The 26,398-nt window shown below is 68.6% G+C and carries 23 protein-coding genes; 3 read left to right on the forward strand and 20 right to left on the reverse strand.

Annotation, left to right across the window (positions count from 1 at the left end):
- Positions 1–129 precede the first annotated feature (129 nt).
- The 3 genes from C6P61_RS10030 (at position 130) to ruvC (ending at position 3,584) form a co-directional block, all read left to right on the forward strand.
- The gene (locus tag C6P61_RS10030) at positions 130–2,229 is read left to right on the forward strand and encodes a ribonuclease catalytic domain-containing protein (protein WP_105729799.1); all 2,100 of its coding nucleotides are present in this window, start codon (positions 130–132) and stop codon (positions 2,227–2,229) included.
- Between the two features lie 9 nt (positions 2,230–2,238).
- On the forward strand, positions 2,239–2,973 hold the full coding sequence (gene mtgA / locus C6P61_RS10035) for a monofunctional biosynthetic peptidoglycan transglycosylase (RefSeq protein ID WP_105729800.1): 735 nt from the start codon (positions 2,239–2,241) through the stop codon (positions 2,971–2,973).
- Between the two features lie 62 nt (positions 2,974–3,035).
- Positions 3,036–3,584, forward strand: coding sequence for a crossover junction endodeoxyribonuclease RuvC (gene ruvC / locus C6P61_RS10040; RefSeq protein ID WP_105729801.1), 549 nt, complete (start codon positions 3,036–3,038; stop codon positions 3,582–3,584).
- Between the two features lie 13 nt (positions 3,585–3,597).
- Here ruvC and lpxC read toward each other — a convergent pair whose 3' ends face one another.
- From lpxC to hslV, 20 genes are all read right to left on the reverse strand, one after another.
- Positions 3,598–4,521 (reverse strand): UDP-3-O-acyl-N-acetylglucosamine deacetylase, encoded by a 924-nt coding sequence (gene lpxC, locus C6P61_RS10045; RefSeq protein WP_105729802.1) that lies wholly within the window; start codon positions 4,519–4,521, stop codon positions 3,598–3,600.
- Between the two features lie 108 nt (positions 4,522–4,629).
- Positions 4,630–6,516, reverse strand: coding sequence for an ABC transporter ATP-binding protein (locus C6P61_RS10050; protein WP_244908862.1), 1,887 nt, complete (start codon positions 6,514–6,516; stop codon positions 4,630–4,632).
- 4 nt (positions 6,517–6,520) lie between these two features.
- Entirely contained in the window at positions 6,521–7,747 is a 1,227-nt protein-coding gene (gene ftsZ / locus C6P61_RS10055) for a cell division protein FtsZ (protein ID WP_105729804.1), read from the reverse strand.
- 71 nt (positions 7,748–7,818) lie between these two features.
- Positions 7,819–9,048: a cell division protein FtsA gene (gene ftsA, locus C6P61_RS10060; protein ID WP_105729805.1), complete on the reverse strand. Its 1,230-nt coding sequence runs from the start codon at positions 9,046–9,048 to the stop codon at positions 7,819–7,821.
- Positions 9,049–9,063: 15 nt separating this feature from the next.
- Complete coding sequence (locus C6P61_RS10065) at positions 9,064–9,876, reverse strand: cell division protein FtsQ/DivIB (protein ID WP_105729806.1); 813 nt, start codon at positions 9,874–9,876, stop codon at positions 9,064–9,066.
- A 1-nt stretch (position 9,877) separates the two neighbouring features.
- A complete protein-coding gene (locus C6P61_RS10070) occupies positions 9,878–10,855 on the reverse strand; it encodes a D-alanine--D-alanine ligase (protein ID WP_105729807.1) in 978 nt (325 codons plus the stop codon).
- Complete coding sequence (murC, locus tag C6P61_RS10075; RefSeq protein ID WP_105729808.1) at positions 10,852–12,279, reverse strand: UDP-N-acetylmuramate--L-alanine ligase; 1,428 nt, start codon at positions 12,277–12,279, stop codon at positions 10,852–10,854. The genes C6P61_RS10070 and murC overlap by 4 nt, the downstream gene beginning before the upstream one ends.
- Before the next feature lie 2 nt (positions 12,280–12,281).
- Positions 12,282–13,364 (reverse strand): undecaprenyldiphospho-muramoylpentapeptide beta-N-acetylglucosaminyltransferase, encoded by a 1,083-nt coding sequence (gene murG / locus C6P61_RS10080; RefSeq protein WP_105729809.1) that lies wholly within the window; start codon positions 13,362–13,364, stop codon positions 12,282–12,284.
- On the reverse strand, positions 13,361–14,626 hold the full coding sequence (ftsW, locus tag C6P61_RS10085) for a putative lipid II flippase FtsW (RefSeq protein WP_105729810.1): 1,266 nt from the start codon (positions 14,624–14,626) through the stop codon (positions 13,361–13,363). The genes murG and ftsW overlap by 4 nt, the downstream gene beginning before the upstream one ends.
- Positions 14,623–16,173 carry a UDP-N-acetylmuramoyl-L-alanine--D-glutamate ligase gene (gene murD, locus C6P61_RS10090; protein WP_105729811.1) on the reverse strand — a complete coding sequence of 517 codons (1,551 nt, stop codon included), beginning with the start codon at positions 16,171–16,173 and terminating at the stop codon, positions 14,623–14,625. Before murD ends, ftsW begins: the two co-directional genes overlap by 4 nt.
- A gap of 8 nt (positions 16,174–16,181) precedes the next feature.
- Positions 16,182–17,360 carry a phospho-N-acetylmuramoyl-pentapeptide-transferase gene (gene mraY / locus C6P61_RS10095; RefSeq protein ID WP_105729812.1) on the reverse strand — a complete coding sequence of 393 codons (1,179 nt, stop codon included), beginning with the start codon at positions 17,358–17,360 and terminating at the stop codon, positions 16,182–16,184.
- Positions 17,350–18,750 (reverse strand): UDP-N-acetylmuramoyl-tripeptide--D-alanyl-D-alanine ligase, encoded by a 1,401-nt coding sequence (locus C6P61_RS10100; RefSeq protein ID WP_105729813.1) that lies wholly within the window; start codon positions 18,748–18,750, stop codon positions 17,350–17,352. Before C6P61_RS10100 ends, mraY begins: the two co-directional genes overlap by 11 nt.
- On the reverse strand, positions 18,747–20,303 hold the full coding sequence (locus tag C6P61_RS10105) for a UDP-N-acetylmuramoyl-L-alanyl-D-glutamate--2,6-diaminopimelate ligase (RefSeq protein WP_244908864.1): 1,557 nt from the start codon (positions 20,301–20,303) through the stop codon (positions 18,747–18,749). Before C6P61_RS10105 ends, C6P61_RS10100 begins: the two co-directional genes overlap by 4 nt.
- Positions 20,300–22,036, reverse strand: coding sequence for a peptidoglycan D,D-transpeptidase FtsI family protein (locus C6P61_RS10110; protein WP_244908865.1), 1,737 nt, complete (start codon positions 22,034–22,036; stop codon positions 20,300–20,302). Before C6P61_RS10110 ends, C6P61_RS10105 begins: the two co-directional genes overlap by 4 nt.
- Positions 22,033–22,323: a cell division protein FtsL gene (gene ftsL, locus C6P61_RS10115; RefSeq protein WP_105729814.1), complete on the reverse strand. Its 291-nt coding sequence runs from the start codon at positions 22,321–22,323 to the stop codon at positions 22,033–22,035. Before ftsL ends, C6P61_RS10110 begins: the two co-directional genes overlap by 4 nt.
- The gene (rsmH, locus tag C6P61_RS10120; RefSeq protein ID WP_105729815.1) at positions 22,320–23,246 is read right to left on the reverse strand and encodes a 16S rRNA (cytosine(1402)-N(4))-methyltransferase RsmH; all 927 of its coding nucleotides are present in this window, start codon (positions 23,244–23,246) and stop codon (positions 22,320–22,322) included. The genes ftsL and rsmH overlap by 4 nt, the downstream gene beginning before the upstream one ends.
- Before the next feature lie 10 nt (positions 23,247–23,256).
- Positions 23,257–23,685, reverse strand: a complete 429-nt coding sequence (mraZ, locus tag C6P61_RS10125) for a division/cell wall cluster transcriptional repressor MraZ (protein WP_105729816.1) — start codon at positions 23,683–23,685, stop codon at positions 23,257–23,259.
- 227 nt (positions 23,686–23,912) lie between these two features.
- On the reverse strand, positions 23,913–24,389 hold the full coding sequence (locus tag C6P61_RS10130; protein WP_105729817.1) for a hypothetical protein: 477 nt from the start codon (positions 24,387–24,389) through the stop codon (positions 23,913–23,915).
- An 80-nt stretch (positions 24,390–24,469) separates the two neighbouring features.
- The gene (gene hslU / locus C6P61_RS10135; protein ID WP_105729818.1) at positions 24,470–25,813 is read right to left on the reverse strand and encodes an ATP-dependent protease ATPase subunit HslU; all 1,344 of its coding nucleotides are present in this window, start codon (positions 25,811–25,813) and stop codon (positions 24,470–24,472) included.
- A 2-nt stretch (positions 25,814–25,815) separates the two neighbouring features.
- Entirely contained in the window at positions 25,816–26,376 is a 561-nt protein-coding gene (gene hslV / locus C6P61_RS10140) for an ATP-dependent protease subunit HslV (protein ID WP_105729819.1), read from the reverse strand.
- Positions 26,377–26,398 lie beyond the last annotated feature (22 nt).

Genomic DNA, 26,398 nt, shown 5'->3' on the forward strand with positions numbered 1-26,398 from the left:
GCAGAGCGGCAACCCGGACGGCTACCGCTGAGCCACGCAAGAGCTTCCATGCGCCAGCGGCACCAGTAAACTCGGGGCACCGTCGGCGCCACGGGCGCTGCCACCCGATACCTACCGAAAGCCCCCACATTGTTTGCATTGTTCGATGAAGCCGGCAAGTTCATGACCGGCCGCGTGATGTCCGAGGCCGAAAGCTCGCTCCAGATCGAGCTCGACAGCGGCAAGCGCGTCAAGGTCAAGTCCGCCAACCTGCTGCTCAAGTTCGAGAAGCCGGCACCGGCCGTGCTGATGAGCAGCGCGCTGGCGCTGAGCGAGCAGATCGAGCTCGACCTGGCCTGGGAGTTCGCGTCCGAGCAGGAGTTCGGCTTTGCCGACCTGGCCGCCGACTATTTCCAGGACCCGCCGACGACCGAGCAACAGGTCGCCGCCCTGTTGCGCCTGAGCGAGGCGCCGCACTATTTCCGCCGCGCCGGCAAAGGCCGCTACAAGAAGGCAGCGGCCGAGGTGTTGCAGCTGGCGCTGGCCGCGATCGAGAAGAAAAAGGCCGTGCAGGCCCAGATCGAGGCCTGGACCGCCGAGCTGGCCGAGGGCAGCTGCCCGCAGCCGGTGCGCGACCAGCTCTACAAGATCCTGTTCAAGCCCGACAAGAACGCGCCCGAGTACAAGGCGGTCGCCCATGCCGCGCACCAGACCCATCTGCCGCCGCTGACGCTGCTGCAGAATGCTGGCGCGATCCAGAACGCCTACCAGTTCCACTGGCAGCGCTTCCTGTTCGAGCATTTCCCCAAGGGCACGGGCTTCCCGGCGCTGGAAGCGAAGGCAATCGGCGACAAGCTGCCGCTGGCCGAGGTGCAGGCGTTCTCGATCGACGATTCGAGCACGACCGAGATCGACGATGCGCTGTCGGTGCAGGGCGTTGGCAGCGGCACCGTCACCATCGGCATCCATATCGCGGCACCGGGCCTGGTGATCCAGCCCGACGACGCGATCGACAAGGTCGCGCGCAACCGCCTGTCGACGGTCTACATGCCGGGCCACAAGATCACCATGCTGCCCGACGCGGTGGTGCAGACCTACACGCTCGAATCCGGCGGCAACCGGCCGGCGCTGTCGCTCTATCTGACGCTGGACGAGGCCGAGCTGACCGTGCAGGCCAGCGAAACCCGGCTCGAGCTGGTACCGATCGCGCACAACCTGCGCCACGACCAGCTCGACCGCGCGATCACCGCCGACTGGCTGGAAAACCCGGCCGCACCGGCCGGCGCCGAACTGTCGGATGAGATCGCCGCGCTGCGCCCCGAGCTGTCGTTGCTGTTCCGTCTGGCCAAGGTCTGCAAGGCACGGCGCGAGGTCGTGCGCGGCAAGCCCGAGAACTTCACCCGCCCCGACTACACCTTCAAGCTCGAAGGCGTGGCGGGCGACGAGCCACATGGCGACGAGACCGTCATCATCGGGACCCGCTCGCGCGGCGCGCCGCTGGACCTGATGGTGGCCGAGGCCATGATCCTGGCCAACAGCACCTGGGGCCAATGGCTGGCCGAATGCGGCGTGCCCGGCATCTACCGCAGCCAGGCCAGCCTGGCGCCGGGCGTCAAGGTGCGCATGGGCGCCCGGGCGCTGCCGCATGCCGGCATCGGCGTGCCGGCCTATGCCTGGAGCACCTCGCCGCTGCGCCGCTACACCGACCTGGTCAACCAGTGGCAGATCATCGCCTGCGTGCGCCATGGCAAGACCGCCGCGCTGGCCGCGCCGTTCCGGCCCAAGGACGCGCAGCTGTTCGCGGTCATCAGCGCCTTCGATGCTGCCTACGGTGCCTACAACCAGTTCCAGAACGGCATGGAGCGCTACTGGACGCTGCATTACCTGCAGCAGCACGGCATCACCGAGCTGACCGCGAGCGTGATCAAGGACGGCCTGGTGCGCGCCGACGACTTGCCGCTGGTGCTGGCCGTAATGGGCGCCGAGGGCCTGCCGCGCGGCGCCCAGGTTCGGGTGCGCCTGGGCCGGATCGACGACATCTCGCTCGAGGTCGGCGGCACCGTGATCGAGCGTCTCGAAGCGCCGGCGCTGTCCGAGGAGGCACTGGCCGAGGAAGCCGAGGACGACACCGAACTGGCCGCGCCGATCGCGATCCAGATGGATCTGGGCGAGGGCGAGGAGGACGGAGCGGCTGGCGCTGCACCGGCCAGCCCCGCCAGCCCCGCCGCGCCCGAGCCGGACGCGCAGTAAGGCGGCGCGATGGCTCTGCTGCGGCGCTGGCTGCTCTGGCTGCTTGCGGCCTTCGTCGCGCTGCAGCTGTTCTTCGTCGGCCGGATCGCGCTGATGGCGGTGATCGATCCACAGAGCACGGCCTTCCAGCGCTCGGAGGCCTGGCGGCTCGCGGGCTCGGGCCAGTGGCGCTGGTCGCAGCAATGGCGCAATTACGAGCAGATCTCGCCCCAGCTCAAGCGGGCCGTGATCGCGTCCGAGGACGGTGGCTTCACCGCGCACGAGGGCGTGGACTGGGACGCACTCGAATCGGCCTGGCTCAAGAACGAAAAGCTGGCCCAGCAAGCCGAACGCCGGGCGGCACAGGCCGCTGATCCCGCCAAGGTCAAGCCGGCCAAGGTGATCGGCGGCTCGACCATCACCCAGCAGCTGGCCAAGAACCTGCTGCTGTCGGGTGAGCGCAGCCTGCTGCGCAAGGGCCAGGAGCTGGTGCTGGCGCTGGCGCTCGAGGCCTGCCTGGACAAGCGCCGCATCCTCGAGATCTACCTCAACAGCGTCGAATGGGGTGAAGGCGTGTTCGGCGCCGAGGCCGCTGCGCGGCGCTATTTCGGCAAGCCGGCCAGCCAGCTCAATGGCTGGGAGGCAGCCAGGCTGGCGGTCATGCTGCCGGCGCCCAAGCGCTACGAGAAGCGGCCCAACTCGGCCTATCTGACCGGGCGCGCCGCGACGATCAGCGCGCGCATGGGCTCGGTCGCCGTGCCCTGATCGGCAGCGGTCGCTGCGCCGCCAAGCACCGATAAACGCTGACAAGCACTGACAATAGGCGCATGAGAATCCTAGGAATCGACCCCGGCCTGCAGGCCACGGGCTTTGGCGTGATCGACGTCGATGGCCCCCGCATGGACTATGTGGCCAGCGGCACCATCAGGACCAGTCCTGGCGAAGGTGCGCTGCTGCCCGAGCGGCTCAAGATCATCTTCGACGGCATCAGCGAGGTGGTGCAGCGCTACCAGCCCACGGTCGCGGCCTGCGAGATCGTGTTCGTCAACGTCAACCCGCAAGCGACGCTGATCCTGGGCCAGGCGCGCGGCTGCTGCCTGACCGCGCTGGTGGCCAACGGCCTGCCGGTGGCCGAGTACACCGCGCTGCAGCTGAAGAAAGCCGTGACCGGTCACGGCAAGGCAGCCAAGGAGCAGGTGCAGGAGATGGTGCGCCGTCTGCTCGAGCTGCCCGGCCTGCCGGGCAAGGACGCGGCCGACGCACTGGGCCTGTGCATCACGCACGCCCAGGTGGCGCGCACCCTCGGCGCCATCCGCCAGGTCGGCAAGCTGCAGGCGCGCACGCACGCGGCCTACAAGGACGGGCGCATCTACTGACCCGGCAACGCGTCTACCAGGACATGGCCAGCTGCGCGAAGCCCTTGGGCGCCTGGCTGTCCTTGTCGAAGCTCACGATCTCGTAGCTGTCGGGCTGGGCCAGCAGCGCGCGCAGCAGCTGGTTGTTCATGGCATGGCCGCTGCGGTAGGCGCTGTAGGCCGCCAGCAAGGGCTTGCCGACGATGTAGAGGTCGCCCATCGCATCGAGGATCTTGTGCTTGGCGAACTCGTCCTGGTAGCGCAGGCCGTCGGCGTTGAGCACCTTGTAGTCGTCAAGCACGATCGCGTTGTCGAGCCCGCCGCCGAGCGCCAGGCCGTGCGAGCGCATCATCTCGACATCGCGCGTGAAGCCGAAGGTGCGCGCGCGCGCGATCTCGCGCGAATACTGGCCGCTGCCGAGGTCGAACTCGACCGCCTGCCCGGTCGCGCTGACGGCCGGATGGTCGAACTCGATCTGGAAGCTGAGCTTGAAGCCGTGATAGGGCTCGAGCCGGGCCCATTTGAGGCTGCGGCCCTCGCCCTCGCGCACCTCGACGGGCTTGAGCAGGCGGATGAAACGGCGCGGCGCGTCCTGCGCCACGCTGCCCGCGCTTTGCAGCAGGTAGACGAAGGAGGCGGCCGAACCGTCGAGGATCGGCACTTCCTCGGCCGTGATGTCGATCACGAGGTTGTCGATCCCGAGGCCGGCGCAGGCGCTCATGATGTGCTCGATCGTGTGCACCTTGGCCTTGCCGTGCGAGATGGTCGAGGCCAGCCGGGTGTCGGTCACCGAGGTCGCAGTGACCGGGATCTCGACCGGCTCGGCCAGGTCGACGCGGCGAAAAACGATGCCGGTATCGGGCGGCGCCGGGCGCAGTGTCAGCTCGACGCGCTGGCCGCTGTGCAGGCCAACACCGACGGCCTTGGTCAGGGTCTTGAGGGTACGTTGCGCGATCATGGGATCGATTTTAAGAGCCGGGGCAGTTTCCTGCCGACCGGCTCCCGCTTGACCTTGCAGGCGCAGCGCGCCTGGGCCGGCCGGGTCAAGCGCAGGGACTCAGCAGCCTCAGCCCTCCTCGCCCAGGAAGCCCCCGCTCTGCCGCGCCCACAGCCGCGCGTAGAGCCCGCCCCGCGCCAGCAGCTCGGCGTGACTGCCCTGCTCGGCGATGCGGCCCTGATCGAGCACGATCAGGCGGTCCATCGCCGCGATGGTGGACAGCCGGTGCGCGATCGCGACCACGGTCTTGCCTTCCATCAGCTGGTACAGGCTGGCCTGGATCGCGGCCTCGACCTCGGAGTCGAGCGCGCTGGTGGCCTCGTCGAGCAGCAGGATCGGTGCGTCCTTGACCATCACGCGCGCGATCGCGATGCGCTGGCGCTGGCCGCCCGAGAGCTTGACGCCGCGCTCGCCGACATGGGCGTCATAGCCGCGCCGGCCCTGGAGGTCGCTCAGGGTCTGGATGAACTCATGCGCCTCGGCCCGCTTGGCGGCCTCGATCATCGCCTCGTCGCCGGCGTCGGGCCGGCCGTAGAGGATGTTGTCGCGCACCGAGCGGTGCAGCAGCGAGGTGTCCTGCGTCACCATGCCGATATGCTCGCGCAGGCTGTTCTGCGCCACGCTGGCGATGTCCTGGCCGTCGACCAGGATGCGGCCGGTCTCGACATCGTAGAAGCGCAGCAGCAGGTTGATCAGGGTCGACTTGCCGGCGCCGGAGCGTCCGACCAGGCCGATCTTCTCGCCCGGCTTGATGGTCAGGTCGAGCCGGTCGATGACCCAGCGCGTCTGAGCGTCCGCCGCGGCCAGCTTGGACTGGCCGTAGGCAAAGCCCACGCCTTCGAAGCGGATCTCGCCGTGCGGCACCTGCAGCGGCGGCGCGTCGGGCTTGTCCAGCACCTGCTGCGGCTGCGCCAGCGTGTTGATGCCGTCCTGCACCGTGCCGACGTTCTCGAACAGGCCCGCCATCTCCCACATCACCCAGTGCGACATGCCGTTGAGGCGCAAGGCCATCGCTGTGGCCGCCGCTACCGCGCCGATGCCGACCTGGCCCTGGCTCCAAGACCAGAGCGCGACGCCGGTGGTGCTGAGGATCAGCCCCATGCTGAGCAGGTGGTTGACGACCTCGATGCCGCTGACGAGCCGCATCTGGGCGTGCACGGTATGCATGAACTCCTGCATCGCCGAGCGGGCGTAGGCGGCCTCGCGCCCGGCGTGCGAGAACAGCTTGACGGTCGCGATATTGGTGTAAGCGTCGGTGATGCGCCCGGTCATCAGCGCGCGCGCGCCAGCCTGCTCGCGCGAAACCCGGCCCAGCCGCGGCACGAACCAGCGCAGGCTCAGGGCATAGAGCAGCACCCAGCCCAGAAACGGCAGCAGCAGCCAGGCGTCCAGGCCGCCCAGCACCGCGGCCATGGTCACGAAATAGATCGTGACGAAGACCAGGATATCGGTCAGCGTCATGCAGGTGTCGCGCACCGCGAGCGCGGTCTGCATCACCTTGGCCGCGACCCGGCCAGCGAATTCGTCCTGATAGAAGGCCATGCTCTGGCCCAGCATCAGGCGGTGGAAGTTCCAGCGCAGCCGCATCGGGAAATTGCCCGCCAGCGTCTGGTGCTTGAGCAGGGTCTGCAAGGCGACCAGCAGCCCGCTGCCGAGCACGATGGCGCCCAGCAGCAGCAAGGCCGGGCCCTGCTCTTGCCACAGCCGTCCGGGCTCGGTCTGGCCCAGCCAGTCGACGACCCGGCCCAGCCAGGCGAACAGCAGCGCCTCGAAGGCACCGATCGCGGCCGTCAGCAGGGTCATGCCGAGCATGTAGGGCCGCAAGCCCCGGGTGCCTTCCCAGAGGAAGGCCGCGAAGCCGCGCGGCGGCGTGCGCGGCGCGGCAGTCGGGTAGGGGTCGATGCGCTGCTCGAAGCAGCGCCAGAGGGCCAGGCCCTGGTGGTCGCGTTCGCTCAAGACCTTAGTCAGCCTGGCGACGCAGGAAGGCCGGGATCTCGATGTCGTCCATGCCGCCCGCCGACAGCGCATCGACGCGCGAGGCGGCCGTGGTGCGGTCGGTCGGCTTGCGCCAGATGCTGGGCACGCCGAGATCGCCACCCGCCAGGCTGGCCGCGCCACCGAGGCCCGAATGGCCGCTGGGCTGGCGGAAGTCGGGCAGCACGAACGGGTCGGTGCCGGTGCGCACGCCGGGCTGGCTCTGGACCACGGTCAGCGGCTGGCGCTCGGCCTGGCGGTTCAGACCGGTCGCGACCACGGTGACACGGATCGCGTCGCCGAGCGACTCGTCGTAGGCGGTACCGTAGATCACATGGGCGTCGGGCGAGGCGAAGGCGCGGATGGTGTTCATCGCGACCTTGGATTCGGCCAGCTTGAGCGAGCCCTTGCCGGCGCTGATCAGCACCAGCACGCCCTTGGCGCCGCGCATGTCAACGCCTTCGAGCAGCGGACAGGCAACGGCCTGCTCGGCCGCGATGCGGGCGCGGTCCGGACCGCTGGCGACCGCGGTGCCCATCATGGCCTTGCCGGGTTCGCCCATCACGGTGCGCACGTCCTCGAAGTCGACGTTGACCATGGCCTCGACGTTGATGATCTCGGCGATGCCGCCGACGGCGTTCTTCAGCACGTCGTTAGCCTCGGCGAAGGCCTCGTCCTGGCTGATGTCGTCACCCATGACCTCGAGCAGCTTGTCGTTGAGCACGACGATCAGCGAGTCGACATTGGCTTCGAGCTCGGCCAGGCCGGTCTCGGCGTTGTCGGTGCGACGCTTGCCTTCCCAGTCGAACGGCTTGGTCACGACGCCCACGGTCAGGATGCCCATCTCCTTGGCCAGCTTGGCGATCAGCGGTGCCGCACCAGTGCCGGTGCCGCCGCCCATGCCGGCGGTGATGAACAGCATGTGCGCGCCTTCGATCGCGGCGCGGATGTCGGACTCGGCCATCTCGGCGGCGATGCGGCCCTTCTCGGGCTTGCTGCCAGCGCCCAGGCCGGACTGGCCGAGCTGGATCACGCGGTGGGCGGCGGTCTTGTTGAGCGCCTGCGCGTCGGTGTTGGCGCAGATGAACTCGACGCCCTGCACCTGGCAGCGGATCATGTGATCGACCGCGTTGCTGCCACCACCACCCACACCGATCACCTTGATCTGGGTGCCCCGGTTGAACTCCTCGACTTCAATCATCTCGATGCTCATGTCAATACTCCTTAAATGCCGTTTGAACCTGAAACTAGAACCACCCAAAAAACACCCACCTGAGCGCCCGCTCAGAAGTTACCGACAAACCAATCCTTGATCCGACCCAGCGTGCCCTGGACCGAACCGGTCTTCTGCGCCACCTTGTGACCGCGCAAGCGATCGAGCCGGGCCTGCTCGAGCAGGCCCATGGCGGTAGCCGAGCGCGGCTGCGCGACCATGTCGCTGAGCGGGCCCGCGTACTGGGGCAGGCCGCGGCGCACCGGCTTGAGGAAGATGTCCTCGCCGAGCTCGACCATGCCCGGCATGACCGAGCTGCCGCCGGTCAGCACGATGCCGGACGACAGCAGTTCCTCGTGGCCCGACTCGCGGATCACCTGCTGCACCAGCGCGAAGATTTCCTCGACCCGCGGCTCGATCACGCCCGACAGCGCCTGGCGGCTCAGCATGCGCGGCGCGCGGTCGCCCAGGCCGGGTACCTCGACCCGCTGCTCGGGGTCGGCCAGCAGCTGCTTGGCGCAGCCATGCTCGACCTTGATCTCCTCGGCGTCCTTGGTCGGCGTGCGCAGCGCCATCGCGATGTCGCTCGTGATCAGGTCGCCGGCGATCGGAATCACCGCGGTGTGGCGGATCGCGCCGCCCGAATAGATCGCGACATCGGTGGTGCCGGCGCCGATGTCGACCAGCGCGACGCCGAGTTCCTTCTCGTCCTCGGTCAGCACGGCGTGGCTGGACGCCAGCGGGTTGAGCATCAGCCGGTCAACCTCGAGGCCACAGCGGCGCACGCATTTCATGATGTTCTCGGCCGCGCTCTGGGCGCCTGTCACGATATGGACCCGAGCGTCGAGGCGGATGCCGCTCATGCCGATCGGCTCCTTGACCTCGTGGCCGTCGATGATGAACTCCTGCGGCTCGGCCAGCAGCAGGCGCTGGTCGTTCGGGATGTTGATCGCCTTGGCGGCCTCGACCACCCGCGTGACGTCGGCCGGCATGACCTCGCGGTCCTTGATCGGCACCATGCCGCTCGAGTTCATGCCGCGGATATGGCTGCCGGTGATGCCGGTGTAGACGCGCGCGATATGGCAGTCGGCCATCAGCTCGGCCTCTTTGAGCGCCTGCTGGATGCTGGCGACGGTGGCGTCGATGTTGACCACCACGCCGCGCTTGAGGCCGTTGCTCGGCGCGACGCCGAGCCCGGCCAGCTTGAGCTGTCCGTCGGACTGGACCTCGGCGACCAACGCCATGATCTTGGCGGTGCCGATGTCGAGTCCGACCACGATGTCTTTCTGTTCCTTGGCCATGTACTGTTGCCTCGATTACTTTTTGCGGACCCGGGCGGCGAGCGCCGCCGCGGCCTTGTCGTCGGTGACCGTCTGGACGCCGCGCATGCGCACGGCATATCCGTCGGGATAGCGCAGGTCGGCGGCCTCCAGGGCACGGCCGCCGTAGCGCGTTGTCAATTCGGGAATTGTCGAGCTGAAACGCTCGGTACGCGCCAGCAATTCGGCCGCGCTGCCGCGACCGAGCTCGATCAGCGCGCCGCCGGCCAGCCGGGCCTGCCAATGGCCGCTGGCACCGAGCTCAAGCTGGCTCAGCGGCTGGCCGAGCGGTTGCAGCACCGGCTGCAGCTGGCGGTAGAGCGCATAGACCCGGTCCGAGCCGCCCTCGGGGCCGATCAGCTCGGGCCAGGCTTGCGACTGCTGCTCATCGGGGTCGGGATCGGCTTCGAACACCGCACCCTGGCGGTTGACCAGCTTGCCGCCGCCGACCTCGCCCCACCAGGCGACCGCCTCATGCTCCTGCAGCGTCACATGCAGGCGGTTCGGGAATTCGCGCCGCACCACGGCCTGGCGCACCCAGGGCAGGGTCTCGAACAGGCGCTTGACCTCCTGCAGGTCCAGCGTCAGGAAGCTGCCGCGCAATTGCGGCGCCAGGTAGGCGCGCACGCTTTCCTCGCTCTGGTGCTCGACCTCGCCGTCGACGACGATGCGGCCCAGCGACCAGGACGGGTGATGCGCCACCCACCAGACCGCCGTGCCGAGCGCGGCCAGCGCCACGCTCAGGAACAGGGCGCTGGCCAGCCCGTTCATGATGCGGACGTCAAACGGCAGGGCAGGACGGCTTGCCATCTCAGTCTCCGGCGTGAGCGGGCAGCGGGTTGTCGAGGCTGGCCGAGGCCAGCAGCTGCAGGCAGAGCTGTTCGTAGCTCATGCCGGTCGCGCGCGCCGACATCGGCACCAGCGAGTGGCTGGTCATGCCGGGCGAGGTGTTGATCTCGAGCAGATAGGGCTGGCGCGTGCGGGCGTCGATCATGACGTCGGCACGGGCCCAGCCGCGGCAGCCCAGGGTGCGGAAGGCCTTCAGCACCAGCGCCTGGATCACGGCTTCCTCGCCCGCGGGCAGGTCGCAGGGCACGATGTAATGGGTGTCGTCGGTGAAGTACTTGTGCTCGTAGTCGTAGTTGCCGTCGGGCGCGACGATGTGGATCACCGGCAAGGCGAGCGCCTGCGCGCCGGTGCCCAGCACCGGGCAGGTGACCTCGTCACCGGCGACGAACTGCTCGCACAGCACCTCGGGGTCGTGGCGCGCGGCCAGCGCATAGGCCTGCGCGCATTGCGCCGCATCGGTGACCTTGGTCAGGCCCAGGCTCGAGCCCTCGCGCGCGGGCTTGACGATCATCGGCGCACCGAGCTCGGCCAGCGCCGCGATCGTCTGCTCGACGCTGTCGACCTGGCGCCAGGCCGGCGTCGACAGGCCCTCGGCCAGCCAGATGCGCTTGGTCATGATCTTGTCCATCGCGACGCTGGACGCCAGCACGCCGGAGCCGGTGTAGGGAATGCCCATCAGCTCGAGCGCGCCCTGCACCGTGCCGTCCTCGCCGAAGCGGCCATGCAGGTTGATGAAGGCACGATCGAAGCCTTCGCGCTTCAAGTCACCGAGGTCGCGCTGCGCCGGGTCGAAGGCCTGCGCGTCGACGCCCTGGGCCAGCAGCGCGGCCAGCACGCCCTGGCCCGACATCAGCGAGACCGCGCGCTCGGCCGAATGGCCGCCCATCAGCACCGCGACCTTGCCCATCGCCTGGGGATCGACTGGAACCATCGCGCTCATGCTGCCACCTCTTTCACACCTGCGGTCGCGGCGGCCAGCGCCACCACCTGGGCCGGCACCGCGCCGATCGTGCCCGCGCCCATGCAGAGCACGACATCGCCGTCGCGCGCGTTGTCGAGCACGGCCTGCGCCATGTCGGCAATCTGGTCGACGAACACCGGTTCCACCTTGCCCGCCACGCGCAGCGCGCGCGCCAGGGCACGGCCGTCGGCGGCTACCACCGGCGCCTCGCCGGCGGCGTAGACCTCGGCCAGCAGCACCGCATCGGCCTGGCCGATCACCTTGACGAAATCCTCGAAGCAGTCGCGCGTGCGGCTGTAGCGGTGCGGCTGGAAGGCCAGCACCAGGCGCCGGCCCGGGAAGGCACCGCGCGCGGCGGCCAGCGTCGCGGCCATCTCGACCGGATGGTGGCCGTAGTCATCGACCACAGTCGCCTGGCCGCCCGTGGGCAGCGCGACCTCGCCGTAGCGCTGGAAGCGCCGGCCCACGCCCTTGAACTGGGCCAGCGCCTCGAGCAGCGCTGCGTCGGGCACGCCGAGCTCGACCGCCACCGCGATCGCAGCCAGCGCATTGAGCACGTTGTGATGGCCCGGCAGGTTCAGCACCACCTCGAGCTCGGGCAGCTCGATGCCGTTGCGGCGCTGGACGCGGAAATGCATCTGGCCATCGACCGCGCGGATGTCGAGCGCGCGCACCTGCGCGTCCTCGGCGGTGCCGTAGCTGGTGATCGGGCGCTCGATGCGCGGCAGCAGCTCGCGGATGACCGGGTCGTCGATGCAGACCACGGCGGCGCCGTAGAAGGGCATGTGGTGCAGGAACTCGACGAAGGCGTCCTTGAGCCGGCCGAAGTCATGGCCATAGGTCTCCATGTGGTCGGCGTCGATATTGGTGACGACCGCCAGCACCGGCAGCAGCTTGAGGAAGGAGGCATCGGACTCGTCGGCCTCGACCACGATGTAGTCGCCCGAACCGAGGCGGGCATTGGCGCCGGCGCTGTTGAGCTTGCCGCCGATCACGAAGGTCGGATCGAGGTCGGCAGCCGCCAGCACGCTCGCGACCAGGCTGGTGGTGGTGGTCTTGCCATGGGTGCCGGCGATCGCGACGCCCTTCTTCATTCGCATCAGTTCGGCCAGCATGACGGCGCGCGGCACCACCGGGATCAGCTTGGCGCGGGCGGCCAGCACCTCGGGGTTGTCGGCCTTGACGGCGGTCGAGGTCACGATGCAATCGGCACCCTCGATGTAGGCGGCGTCGTGGCCCTGGTGCACGCGGGCCCCGAGCTCGATCAGGCGGCGCGTGACGGCGCTGTCGCCGAGGTCGCTGCCCGAGATGCGATAGCCCAGGTTCAGCAGCACTTCGGCGATGCCGCTCATGCCGGCGCCGCCGATGCCGACGAAATGGATATGCCGGATGGCATGTTTCATGTTCAGGTTCTCTCTTTCTGTTCCAGCAGGCGCTCGCAGGCAGCAACCATGGCCTCGACCGCATCGGTCTGGCGCAGGGCATGGGCCTTTTCGGCGCGGGCCAGCAGTTCGGTCCGGTCCAGGCCTTGCAGCAGGCCGGCCAGCCGTTCGGGGGTAAGTTCGGTCTGCGGCAGCAGCCAGCCCGCGCCGGCATCGACCAGGAAGCGGGCGTTGTGGGTCTGGTGGTCGTCGACCGCGTGCGGGAAAGGCACGAACACCGCTGCCGCGCCGATGGCGGCAAGTTCGGTCACGGTGCTGGCGCCGGCACGCGCGATCACGAGATCGGCGTCGGCAAACGCCTGCGCCGTGTCGCGGATGAAGGGGGTCAGCGTCGCCTGTACATCGGCCTCGGCATAGGCGGCGCGCAGCGCCTCGATCTGCTTGTCGCCGCCCTGGTGGGTCACGATCGGGCGCTGCTCAAGCGGGATCAGTGCCAGCGCGCGCGGCAACACCTGGTTGAGCGCCTGCGCGCCCAGGCTGCCGCCGACCACCAGCAGGCGCAGCGGACCGCTGCGACCGGCAAAGCGCGCCGCCGGTGCCGGCTGCTGCAGGAATTCGGCCCGCAAGGGGTTGCCGACCCACTCGCCGCCCGGCAGCGCATTGGGGTAGGCGCTGAAGCTGCGTTCGGCCAGCTTGGCCAGCCAGCGGTTCGACAGGCCGGCAATCGAGTTCTGCTCGTGCAGCAGGATGGGTACGCCGGCCAGCCGGGCTGCCAGGCCGCCCGGCACGGTGATGTAGCCGCCCAGGCCCAGCACGACATCGGGCTGGACCCGCTTGACGGCGCCCCGGGCCTGCCAGAGCGCACGGCTCAGCCGCAACGGCAAAGCGAGAAGCGTCTTGAGGCCCTTGCCGCGCACGCCGCCGAACTCGACCGGCTCGAAGGCGAAGCCACGCGGCGGCACCAGCCGGTCTTCCATGCTGCCCGGCACGCCGAGCCAGTGCACGCGCCAGCCGCGCGCACGCAGTGCCTCAGCCACGGCCAGGCCGGGAAAGATATGGCCGCCGGTGCCACCGGCCATCACGAGGGCGCAGGGCTGATGACTCATACCCGGCCTCCGTGCATGAGTTGCCTATTCTCGTGGTCGACGCGCAGCACGACCGCCAGCGCGACCAGGTTCATCAGGATCGCCGAGCCGCCATAGCTCATCAGCGGCAGCGTCAGGCCCTTGGTCGGCAGCGCCCCCAGGCAGACGCCGATGTTGATCAGCGCCTGGAAGCCCATCCACAGGCCCACGCCCTGTGCCACCAGACCGGCAAACAGCTGGTCGAGCGCGATCGCCTGGCGCCCGATCTGCATGATGCGGCGCGTGAGCCAGAAGAAGGTCAGGACCAGCGCCAGCACGCCGACCAGGCCGAACTCCTCGCCGATCACGGCCAGCAGGAAATCGGTATGGCCCTCGGGCAGCCAGTGCAGCTTCTCGACGCTCGAGCCGAGTCCGACGCCGAAGATCTCGCCGCGGCCGATCGCGATCAGCGAATGCGACAGCTGGTAGCCCTTGCCGAGCGCATGGTCCTCGCTGAAGGGATCGAGGTAGGCAAAGACGCGGGCGCGACGCCAGGGCGAAGTCGCAATCATCACCACGAAGGCCGACATCAGCAGGCCGACGATCAGCAGCATCATGCGCATCGTGACGCCACCCAGGAACAGGATGCCCATCGCGATCACGGCCACCACCATGAAGGCGCCCATGTCGGGTTCGGCCAGCAGCAGCGCAGCCAGCAGGATCACGGCCGAGCCCATCGGCAGGATGGCGCGCATGAAGCTTTCCTTGACCGCGATCTTGCGCACCATGTAGCCGGCCGCGTAGAGCACGGTCGCGAACTTGGCCAGCTCGGAGGGCTGGAAGTTCATGATGCCGAGCGCGATCCAGCGCCGCGCGCCATTGACGCCCTTGCCGATGAAGGGCACCAGCACCAGCGCCAGCAGCAGCAGTGCGAGCAGGAACAGTCGGGGCGCCCATTGCTCCCAGCTGCTCATGGGGACCTGGAACGCGAGCAGCGCCATCATGGCGCCGATCAGGATCGCGAAGCCATGGCGCAGCACGAAATGGCTGGCCATGTAGTTGCCAAAGCGTGGGTTGTCGGGCAAGGCGATCGAGGCCGAGTAGACCATCACCAGCCCGAAGCACAGCAGGCCGACCATGGCCCAGAACAGTTGCAGGTCGAAGCCCAACTTGGGCACCCACTGGTCGGTGCGGCCGCGCGCGTAGTCGCGGCTCGACAGGTGGATCGGGAGGTCGCCCGGCACGGACGCGCTGGCATCCTGGCGGCCGAGCAGGCTGGAGAGGCCAGCAGCAAGGCGCTTCATGCTGGCGTCCCCCCTGCTTGCTGCAGTTCCTGCACCGCCTCGACGAAGACCTGCGCGCGCTGCGCGTAGTCCTTGAACATGTCGAGGCTGGCGCAGGCCGGCGACAGCAGCACGGCGTCACCAGGCCGGGCCTGGCGCGCACACCACTGGACCGCCTCGGGCAGCGTGGCCGCGTCGTGCAGCGGCACGCCGCTGCTGGCCAGTGCGGCGCGGATCGCGGGCGCATCGCGGCCGATCAGCGCGACCGCACGCGCATGGCGCGCCACCGGACTGGCCAGCGGGCCGAAGTCCTGGCCCTTGCCCTCGCCGCCCAGGATCACGACCAGCTGGCGCTCCGGCCCCAGGCCGTTGATCGCGGCCAGGGTGGCGCCGACGTTGGTGCCCTTGCTGTCATCGATGTATTCGACCTCGTCGACGATCGCGACCGGCTCGACCCGGTGCGGCTCGCCACGGTATTCGCGCAGGCCGTGCAGCATCGGTGCCAGCGGTGCGCCGGCCGCCGTGGCCAGCGCCAGCGCGGCCAGGGCATTGCTGGCGTTATGGCGGCCCCGGATGCGCAGCGCCTCGGCCGGCATCAGGCGCTGCAGATAAACGGCCTCTTCATCCGATCCGTTGCGGCCCTTGCGCACGCTGTCGTCTTGCGGCTGGGCCCGCACCAGCCAGCTCATGCCGTTGACCGCCTCCAGGCCCCAGTCACCGGCGCGGCGCGGCGCGTCGATGCCAAAGGTCTGGTGGGCGCGCGCCGGCAGCGTCTTGCTGCGCCGGCCTTCCTGCACGGTCTGCGGCTGCGGCTGCCAGCCCATCACGGTCGCGTCGTCGCGGTTCAGCAGCATCAGTGCCTGCTGGCCGAAGATGCGCGCCTTGGCCTCGGCATAGGCGGCCATGCCGCCATGCCAGTCGAGGTGATCCTGCGTGACGTTGAGCACGGTGGCGGCGGTCGGCTCGAAGCCCTGCACGCCGTCGAGCTGGAAGCTCGACAGCTCGAGCACCCAGGCCTCGGGCAGCTCGCCGGAGTCAAGACCGGCCTGCAGCGTATCGAGCAGGGTCGGACCGATGTTGCCGGCCACCGCGACCTTGACACCAGCCCATTCAAGCAGATGCGCGGTCAGCGCGGTGGTGGTGGTCTTGCCGTTGGTGCCGGTGATCGCCAGCACCTTGGGCTGATAGGGTTCGGACGGTGCCACCACTGGCTCGGCCAGCGTCGCCAGCGCCTGGGCGAACAGTCCGAGCTCACCCACCACCGGCACGCCAACCGCCTGCGCGGCCTGCGCCAGGCCGCTCAGCTGCGCCGGCGCGATGCCGGGGCTGCGGCAGACCATGGCCCAGGGCCGAGCCGCGAACAGCTCGGCGTCGAAGGCGGACTGGACCAGGGTCGCATCCGGCAGCTCGGCCGCCAGCAGGGCAGCCTGCGGCGGCGCGGCGCGGGTGTCGGCGACCGTGACGCGGGCACCGGCCTTGGCGCACCAGCGCGCCATCGCCAGCCCGGAGGCACCCAGGCCCAGCACGAGCAGATCACGACCTTGCAGCAGGGGCAGGAAACTCACCATCTCGGGCCTCAACGCAACTTCAGGGTGGACAGGCCAAGCAGGCACAGCAGCATCGTGATGATCCAGAAACGCACCACGACCTGGGTCTCGCGCCAGCCGGATTTCTCGAAATGATGGTGCAGCGGCGCCATCTTGAGGATGCGCCGGCCCTCGCCGTATTTCTTCTTGGTGTACTTGAACCAGGACACCTGCAGCATGACCGACAGCGCCTCGGCAACGAAGACGCCGCCCATGATCGCCAGCACGATCTCCTGGCGCACGATGACCGCGATGGTGCCGAGCGCACCGCCGAGCGCGAGCGCGCCGACATCGCCCATGAAGACCTGGGCCGGATAGGCGTTGAACCAGAGGAAGGCCAGGCCGGCACCGCCCATGGCGGCACAGAAGATCAGCAGCTCGCCCGCGCCCGGGATGTAGGGCAGCAGCAGGTACCTGGAAAACACCGAGTTGCCGGTGAAGTAGGCAAACAGGCCCAGCACCGCGCCCACCATCACCACCGGCATGATGGCCAGGCCGTCGAGGCCGTCGGTCAGGTTGACCGCATTGCTCGAACCGACGATCACGAGGTAGGTCATGACGACGAAGCCCAGCATGCCGAGCGGATAGGCGACTTCCTTGAAGAAGGGCACCATCAGGCCGGTCTGGGTCGGGAACTCCATCGTGAAGCCGGACTGGGCCCAGCGCATGAAGAACTCGATCATGCCGGTGCCGCTGCGACCCGAGATCGCGAACAGCAGGTAACAGGCCGCGAACAGGCCGATCAGCGACATCCAGGCGTATTTCTCGCGCGAGCGCATGCCCTCGGGGTCCTTGTTGACCACCTTGCGCCAGTCGTCGGCCCAGCCGATCGCGCCGAAGCCGAGCGTTACGATCAGCACCACCCAGACGAAGCGGTTGCTCCAGTCGAACCAGAGCAGGGTCGAGAACGCGATCGCGAACAGGATCAGCACCCCACCCATGGTCGGCGTGCCGCTCTTGACCAGATGCGACTCCATCGCGTAACCGCGCACCGGCTGGCCGATCTTGAGCGCGGTCAGCCGGCGGATGAACCAGGGACCGGCGATCACGCCGACCAGCAGCGCGGTCATGGCCGCCATCACGGCGCGGAAAGTCAGGTACTGGAACACCCGCAGAAAACCGAACTCGGGACCCAGGCCCTGCATCCATTGCGCCAGACTAGGCAGCATGGCTTACTCCTTCTTGTTGTGGCAGCGCCTGCAGCGACTGCACCAGCCGCTCCATGCGCATGAAGCGCGAGCCCTTGACCAGCACCGACCCCATGGCAGGGGCCTGTGCCAGCGCGTCGGACTGCAGCGCCTCGAAATCCTTGAAAAACCTCAGCCGGCCGTTCGATCCGGCCAGCAGCGGCGCCGCCGCCTGCTCCATCCAGTCGCCGCTCACCAGCACCTGGTCCAGACCGAGCGTCAGCGCGTGGCGCAGCACCTCGTCGTGGAAGGCCAATCCTTGCTCGCCGACCTCGCCCATGTCGCCCAGCGCCAGCAGGCGCGGGCCCGGCAGCTCGGCCAGCACCTCGATCGCGGCGCGGACCGAATCGGGGTTGGCGTTGTAGCTGTCGTCGACCAGGGTCAGGCCATGACCTGCCAGCTGGAGCTGGTAGGCACGCGAGCGGCCCTGGACCGGAACGAATTCGGCCAAGCCACGCGCGATCGCGTCCAGCGTCACGCCGGCGGCCAGCGCGCAAGCCGTCGCCGCCAGGGCGTTGCCCACGTTGTGGCGACCCGCGATCTGCAGCTGGGTCTCGAAGTCGCCGGCCGGCGTGCGCGCACGCAGGCGCCAGGCACCATCGGCCCAGTCGGCCTCGCCGCTGACATCGGCGCCCGCGTCGCCAAAGGTCAGCACGCGCCGCTGGCCCGCGAGCTCGCGCCACAGCGGCGTGAACTCGTCAGCGGCCGGGAACACCGCCACGCCATCGGCCGGCAGCGCCGCGAAACATTCCGCGTTCTCGCGCGCCACCGCCTCGACCGTCGCCATGAACTCCTGGTGCTCGCGCTGCGCGTTGTTGACCAGCGCGACGGTCGGCTGCGCGATGCGGGCCAGGCCGGCGATCTCGCCCGGATGGTTCATGCCAAGCTCGACCACGGCCAGCTGGTGCGCTGCGTCCAGGCGCAGCACGGTCAACGGCACGCCGATGTCGTTGTTGAAATTGCCCCGGGTCGCCAGCGCGGCCTCGCCGACGGCAGCGCGCAGGATGGACGCGATCATCTGCGTCACCGTGGTCTTGCCGTTGCTGCCGGTGACGGCGATCAAGGGCAGCGTGAACTGGGCGCGCCAGCGCTGGGCCAGCTCGCCGAGCGCGGCCCGGCTGTCGGCGACCTCGACGCCGGGCAGGCCAGCCGCTTCCAGGCCACGCTCGGCCAGCGCGGCAACCGCACCGTCAGCGCGCGCCTGCGCCAGGTAGTCGTTGGCGTCGAAGCGATCGCCGCGCAGCGCAACGAACAGGTCGCCGGGCTGCAGGCTGCGGCTGTCACTGTGCACGCGTGCGATGTCGAGTGCCGCGGGCGTGCCGACGACGCGCGCGCCATCGAGCTCGGGCAACAGCTGGGCCAGGGTCTTCATGGCTGCTCCTTGGTCTGGCGCAAGCGCCAGGCCTGCAGCGCCAGCCGGCCCTGCTCCAGATCGGAAAACGGCAGTTTCACGCCGGCAATCTCCTGATAGTCCTCATGTCCCTTGCCGGCCAGCAGCAGCACGTCGCGCGGGCCGGCCTGCGCGACCGCGTGCGCAATGGCACGAGCGCGGTCGGGCTCGACCTCGACCGTTGCGGGGTCCAGCAGGCCGACACGCATCTGGGCCAGGATCAGCAACGGGTCTTCCGCGCGCGGGTTGTCGCTGGTCAGCAGCAGGCGGTCGGATTCGCGCTCGGCCGCGGCCGCCATCAGCGGGCGCTTGCCGGCGTCGCGGTTGCCACCGCAGCCGACCAGGCAGCACAGGCGGCCGCCGCGCTTGTCGGCCAGCGGACGCAGCGCCTGCAGCGCCTTCTCGAGCGCATCGGGCGTGTGGCAATAGTCGACCAGCACCAAGGGCTGGTCGGCCTGCTCGGCGCCCCAGGCCGACTGCATGCGGCCCGGCACCGGGCTCAGCGCAGCGACCACAGCGACCGCGCGCTCGAGCGCATGGCCCTGCGCGCGCGCCACGGCCAGCGCGCTCAGCAGGTTGTAGAGGTTGTATTCGCCGACCAGCGGAACGCTGATCTGCTGCGGCGCGCTGATCTGGCCATCGGCCAGGCGCTCGACCAGCTCGAAGCGCAGGCCGGTCTCGGTCAAGGCCCAGCCGGTCACGCGCAGCCGCGCCTGCGGTGCATGCACCGCGATGGTCCACAAGTCGAGCGCACCAGCATCGGCGCGCGGCTGCAACTCAGACGCCAGCAAGGCGCCGTGGGGGTCATCGAGATTGACCACCGCCGCCTGCAGACCGGGCCAGTCGAACAGCGCGCGCTTGGCGCGCCAGTAGGCGTCCATGCTGCCGTGGTAGTCCAGATGGTCCTGGGTCAGGTTGCTGAAGACGGCCGTGCGGATGCGGGTCGCCTCGAGCCGGCCTTCCTGCAGGCCGATCGACGAGGCCTCGACCACGGCAGCCTGGATGCCGGCATCGACCCAGCGCCGCAAGCCGGCCTGCCAGCTCACCGGGTCGGGCGTGGTGAGGCCAGTCGGCTCGAAATCCCGCCCCGGAACGCCCATGCCCAGCGTGCCCGCCAGCGCGGCGGGCTGGCCCAGCGCCGCCAGCCATTGCGCAATCCACCAGCCGGTCGAGGTCTTGCCATTGGTGCCGGTCAACGCGATCACATCGAGCGCCTGGCTCGGCTCGCCCTGGAACAGGCTGGCGATGGCGCCGGTGGCGGCCTTGAGGCCCTGGAAGGCGGCAATGCGCGGGTCCAGCGGCTGGCTCGGGTCGTTCAGGCCGAAGGCCTCGCAACCCGCACGCTCGACCAGGCAGGCGACTGCGCCAGCGGCCAGCGCGGCGGCGACATGGCGCCGGCCGTCCTGCGCCGCACCGGGCCAGGCCACGAAGGCATCGCCGGGCCGCACGCGCCGGCTGTCGCACTGCAGCGCGCGCGCGCCCTGCTCGCGCAGCCAGCGGCAGGCGGCGTCGGGCCGATCGAAAGTCGTGATCACAAGGATTCCTCCACCGCCTGCGCCACGATATGGGGCTTGACGCTCATGTCGGGCTGCTCGCCCAGGATGCGCAGCGCCTGCTGCACGGTCTCGCTGAACACCGGCGCCGCGACCAGGCCGCCATAGACCTGGCCGGCGCTGGGCTCGTCGAGCATGACCGCGCAGATGATGCGGGGGTGCTCGATCGGCGCCATGCCGGTGAACCAGGCGCGGTACTTGCCGGCGGCATAGCCCTTGCCGGCCTGCTTGCGCGCGGTGCCGGACTTGCCGCCGACCGAATAGCCGATGGTCTGGGCGCGCTGGCCGGTGCCGCCGGGGCCGGTCGCCATCGCCAGCATCTTGAGCACCTGGGCTGCCGTGCGCGGCGAGAACACCTGGACGCCGACGGCGGGCTCGGGCTTCTTGAGGATGGTGGCAGGGATGATCTGCCCCTCGTTGCTGAACACGGTGTAGGAGCGCGCCATCTGGAACAGGCTGGCCGACAGGCCGTAGCCATAGGACATCGTGGCCTGCTCGATCGGCCGCCAGGTCTTGTAGGGCCGCACGCGGCCGCCGACCACGCCGGGAAACTCGAGCTGCGGCTTCTGGCCGAAACCGGCGGCAGTGAAGACCTCCCACATCTCGCGCGGCTGCATCTGCATCGCGAGCTTGGTGGTGCCGACGTTGGACGACTTCTGGATCACGCCTTCGACCGTCAGCGTGCCGTAGTTGTGGGTGTCCGAGATGGTCGAACCGGTGATCGTGAGGCGCCCGGGCGCGGTCTGGACCAGGGTCTCGGGCTTGACACGGCCGGATTCGAGCGCGAGCCCGATCGTGAACGGCTTCATGGTCGAACCGGGCTCGAAGGTATCGGTCAGCGCGCGGTTGCGCAACTGCTCGCCGGTCAGGTTCTGGCGCTGGTTCGGGTTGTAGCTCGGGTAGTTGGCCAGGGCCAGCAGCTCGCCGGAACGGGCATCGAGCACCACCACGCTGCCGGCACGGGCCTTGTGCGCGATCACCTGGTCGCGCAGCTTCTGGTAGGCAAAATACTGGATCTTGCTGTCGATCGACAGCTGCAGGTCGCGGCCGTTCACGGGCGGAATCGCCTCGCGCGTGTCCTCGACCACCCGGCCCAGGCGATCCTTGATCACGCGCCGCGAACCGGCCTTGCCCGACAGGGCCTGGTTGAAGGCAAGCTCGATACCCTCCTGCCCGACATCCTCGACGTTGGTGAAGCCGACCACATGCGCCGCCGACTCGCCCTCGGGATAATGGCGCTTGTACTCCTCGCGCAGGTGCAGGCCCTTGATGCCGAGCGCCTTGACCTTGAGCGCCACCGGCTCATCGACCTGGCGCTGGATCCAGACGAAGTTCTTGCCGCCCTTGCTGATGCGTTGCTTGAACTCCGCCAGCGACAGCCCCAGCAGTTCGGCCACCTGGCCGAGCTTGGGATCATCGAGCTCGATGTCGGACGGCTCGACCCAGATGCTTTGCGCGACCACGCTGGTGGCCAGGATCACGCCGTTGCGGTCGAGCACCTGCCCGCGGCTGGCCGGCAACTCGAGCGTGCGCGCATAACGCACCTCGCCCTGGCGCAGGAAGAAGTCGTTGCCCAATACCTGCACATAGGCGGCACGGCCGGCCATGACGACAAAGCCGAGCGCCATCAGGCCGACGATGGCCTTGCTGCGGCCAGGCGGCGTCTTGCTGGCCAGCAGCGGACTGCTGCTGTAGGCAATGCTGCGACGACTCACGGCTGCCCCTTGACAGCCGCCACCGCTGCAGACTGCAGATACTCGGTCACGGCCGGGTTGGTCGGCCGCATGCGCAACTGGCCGGCGGCGAGCTGCTGCACCCGGACCGGCGCGGCCAGGGTGCGCTTCTGTGCCAGCAGCTGGTCGTAATCGGCCTCGAGCCGCGAGGCCTGCGACTGGGCCTTGCTCAGGGCCATGTAGACCCGGCGCGCTTCATAACGCACGTTCACCAAGCAAAAGGCGCTGACCAGCAGCGCCAGCAGCAAGGCCACGTTGAAACGAATCACGGCGCCTCCGCGTCAGTGCGCTCGGCCACGCGCATCACGGCGCTGCGCGCGCGCGGATTGGCGGCAACCTCGCGCTCGCCCGGCATGACGCGCTCGATGCTGCGCAGTGCCATCGGCTTCGGGGCAGCGAACGGGGCACGGCGGTCGTAGACCTCCTTCGAGTGCTGGGCGATGAACTGCTTGACGATGCGGTCCTCGAGCGAATGGAAGCTGATCACGACCAGCCGCCCGCCCGGACGCAGCACGCGCAGGCTCGCGCTCAGCGCTTGCTGCAGTTCTTCAAGTTCGGCATTGATGAAAATCCGAAGAGCCTGAAATGTGCGCGTTGCAGGGTCCTTGCCCGGCTCGCGGGTTTTGACCGCGCCAGCCACGACTTCGGCCAGCTCGGCGGTGGTTCGAAGCGGGCCCCGTTCCTGTCGGCGACGATCAATCGCCTTTGCAATCTGTTGAGCAAACCGTTCTTCGCCGTAGTCACGTATCACCTCCGCCATCTGGGGAATTTCGGCCTCGGCCAGCCAGTCAGCCACGCTCTCGCCCCGGCTGGGGTCCATGCGCATGTCCAGCGGCCCGTCGTGCCGGAAGGAAAAACCCCGTGCAGGGTCGTCGATCTGGGGCGAGCTGACCCCGAGATCCATCAGGATGCCGTCGGCACAGGCTGCCGGCAGCTCCGCCATGAACTTGAAGCCCTCATGGCGAATCGAAAAGCGCGGGTCGGCCAGCGCCAGTGCATCGGCCACGGCCACCGCCTGCGGGTCCTTGTCGAAACCGGTCAGGCGGCCCTCGGCCCCAAGCCGGGACAGGATCAGGCGCGAGTGACCACCGCGACCGAAGGTCGCATCGATGTAATGTCCATCCGGTCGAACCTCAAGCGAGTCGACCGCCTCGTCCAACAGGACGGTGCAATGTGAGAGCGGAGTTTGCACTGCCGTGCCTTCAGAAAGAGAAGTCCTTGAAGACGTCGGGCATCTCGCCCTTCATCGCCTCGGCTTCCTGGGCCGCATAAGTTTGCGCGTCCCAAAGTTCGAAATGGTTGCCCATGCCGAGCAGCACGGCCCCCTTGGTGATTCCCGCGGCGGAGCGCAGCTCGGGCGCCACGAGCACGCGCCCTGAGGCATCGAGCTCGCAGTCGATCGCATTGCCCAGGAAGATCCGCTTCCACCACTGAGCCGACATCGGCAGCTCGGCAATGCGGGCGCGAAAAGCTTCCCATTCGGGACGCGGAAAGATCATGAGGCAACCGTGCGGGTGCTTGGTGATCGTGAGTTGGCCAGCCGCGGTCGCGCTCAGCACATCACGATGCCGCGTCGGCACGGAAAGCCGACCCTTGGCATCGAGACTGATCGAGGACGCTCCCTGAAACACGGCATCTGGCCTTTGAAAACACTTTTCACCACTTTATTGCACTTTTTTCCACTGTAGCACCAAAACAGTGATCCAAACAAGTAAATGTTTGTTTTTTTAAAATGAAATCAAAGACTTAGGATTTCGCACCCGATACGGGATCAGGAAAAACCCTAGGCCACATAAGCACTTAGCCGCCGGACTGCAGACGCGACCTCAAGTCGGGTCGGCGCAGCGGGCCAGGACCTTCAGCGGCAACCGGCCTGCTCGCGTTGCTGACGCAAGGCTTGCTGCTTGTTGCGGATGAACTCCTGGCGGCGCGCCGTGAGCTTCTGGCGGCTGAAGCTTTGCTGGCGCTCGAGCTCGGCCTGCCACTTGGCGCAACGCGCCTGCTGGCGGGCCTGCTCACGGGCCTGGGCCTTGGCCTCGCGCTCGATGACGGCCTGTTCGCTGCGGCGCGAATCGCCGGCCACAACCGCCTTGGCAGCGCGACCGGCGCCCTGCTCGGCCACCTTGACCTGGCGCTCGAAGCTCATGCCGGCCGGCACGCTTTCGATGCGCTCGATCAGCGCGCCATGCTGCTGGCAGTGCTCGCTGGACCAGAACTGGCCGCCGCCATAGGCGCGGCAGCGGTAGATCTGGCCGGGTGGTTCGGCCTCAGCGGCCCCATGAAAGAGCAGGACCCAGCCCAGCAGAGCCCAGGCAGCGCGGCAGCGAAAGGCCATGACATCCTCCCCCTTTGGATGAATTTATCATACCGAGGGAAAGGCGCTGCGTCACGCGCCAGACCGGCACTCAAGCCATCTCAGAGGATGTAGCGCGACAGGTCCTCGTTCTGGCTCAGCGCGCCCAGGCGGGCATCGACATAGACCTGATCGATGGTCACGGTCTGGCCCTCGAGCTTGGTGGCATCGAAGCTGACCTCGTCGAGCAGATGCTCCATCACGGTCGCCAGGCGGCGCGCGCCGATGTTCTCGGTGCGCTCGTTGACCTCGTAGGCGATCGCCGCCAACCGGGTGATGCCGTCCGGGGTGAAGGCCAGCTGCACCCCTTCGGTCGCCAGCAGCGCCTGGTACTGGCGCACCAGGCTGGCATGGGTCTGGGTCAGGATGGCCTCGAAGTCGGCCACCGTCAGCGATTGCAGCTCGACCCGGATCGGCAGCCGACCCTGCAGCTCGGGCAGCAGGTCGCTCGGCTTGCTGAGGTGGAAGGCGCCGCTGGCAATGAACAGGATATGGTCGGTCTTGATCGCGCCGTACTTGGTCGAGACCGTCGTGCCCTCGACCAGCGGCAGCAGGTCGCGCTGCACGCCCTGGCGCGAGACCTCGCCGGTGTTCTGGCCGTCGCTGCGGCTGGTGACCTTGTCGATCTCGTCGATGAAGACGATGCCGTTCTGCTCGGCATTGTGCAGCGCCTGCTGCTTGACCTCGTCCTCGTTGAGCAGCTTGGCGGCCTCCTCGTCGATCAGGAGCTTCCTGGCCTCGCCGATCTTGAGCTTGCGCGCCTTCTTCTTGCCGGCGCCGAACTGGCTGAACATGCCGCGCAGCTGATCGGCCATCTCCTCCATGCCGGCCGGGGTCATGACCTCGAGCTGCGGTGCGGCCGCCGCGAGATCGAGTTCGATCTCCTTGTCGTCGAGCTCGCCCTGGCGCAGCTTCTTGCGAAACACCTGACGCGCGGCGCTGTCGGCCGGCCGCTCATCGGCATTGAAGCCAAAGCCCTCGCCGCGCGGCGGCGGGATCAGCGCGTCGAGAATGCGCTCCTCGGCGGCGTCTTCGGCGCGCACGCGCACCTTGGCCATTTCGGCCTCGCGCTGCTGCTTGACCGCGATGTCGGCCAGGTCACGGATGATCGAATCGACATCCTTGCCGACATAGCCGACCTCGGTGAACTTGGTCGCCTCGACCTTGATGAAGGGCGCATTGGCCAGCTTGGCCAGGCGGCGCGCGATCTCGGTCTTGCCGACGCCGGTCGGGCCGATCATCAGGATGTTCTTGGGCGTGATCTCCGGGCGCAGCTTGGGCTCGACCTGCTGGCGGCGCCAGCGGTTGCGCAGCGCGATCGCGACCGCGCGCTTGGCCGCCTGCTGGCCGATGATGTGGGCATCGAGCTCGGAGACGATTTCCTGGGGGGTCATGGCGGACGACATGGTTACAGGACCTCGACCGTGTGGTTCATGTTGGTGTAGATGCAGAGCTCGCCCGCGATCGCGAGCGACTTGCGCACGATGGCTTCGGCATCGAGCTCGGTGTGGTCGAGCAGCGCCTTGGCCGCCGACTGGGCATAGGCGCCGCCCGAACCGATCGCGACGATGCCGTGCTCGGGTTCGAGCACATCGCCGTTGCCGGTGATGATCAGGCTGGCAGTCTTGTCGGCCACGGCCAGCATGGCCTCGAGCCGGCGCAGCACGCGGTCGGTGCGCCAGTCCTTGGTCAGTTCGATCGCGGCGCGCACCAGATGACCCTGGTGCTTCTCGAGCTTGGCCTCGAAGCGCTCGAACAGGGTGAAGGCGTCGGCGGTCGCGCCAGCGAAACCGGCCAGCACCTGGTCGCGGTAGAGCTTGCGCACCTTGCGCGCCGTGCCCTTGACGACGATGTGGCCGAGCGTGACCTGGCCGTCACCGCCAATCGCGACCTGAACGCCCTGCGGCGTCTGGCGCCGCACGCAGACGATGGTCGTGCCGTAGAAGATCGAGGAGTCTTTGTGTTCCATGGCCCTTATTCTCGCAGGCGAG

Source organism: Malikia spinosa, assembly GCF_002980625.1.
GTDB classification, from domain to species: Bacteria; Pseudomonadota; Gammaproteobacteria; order Burkholderiales; family Burkholderiaceae_C; genus Malikia; species Malikia spinosa.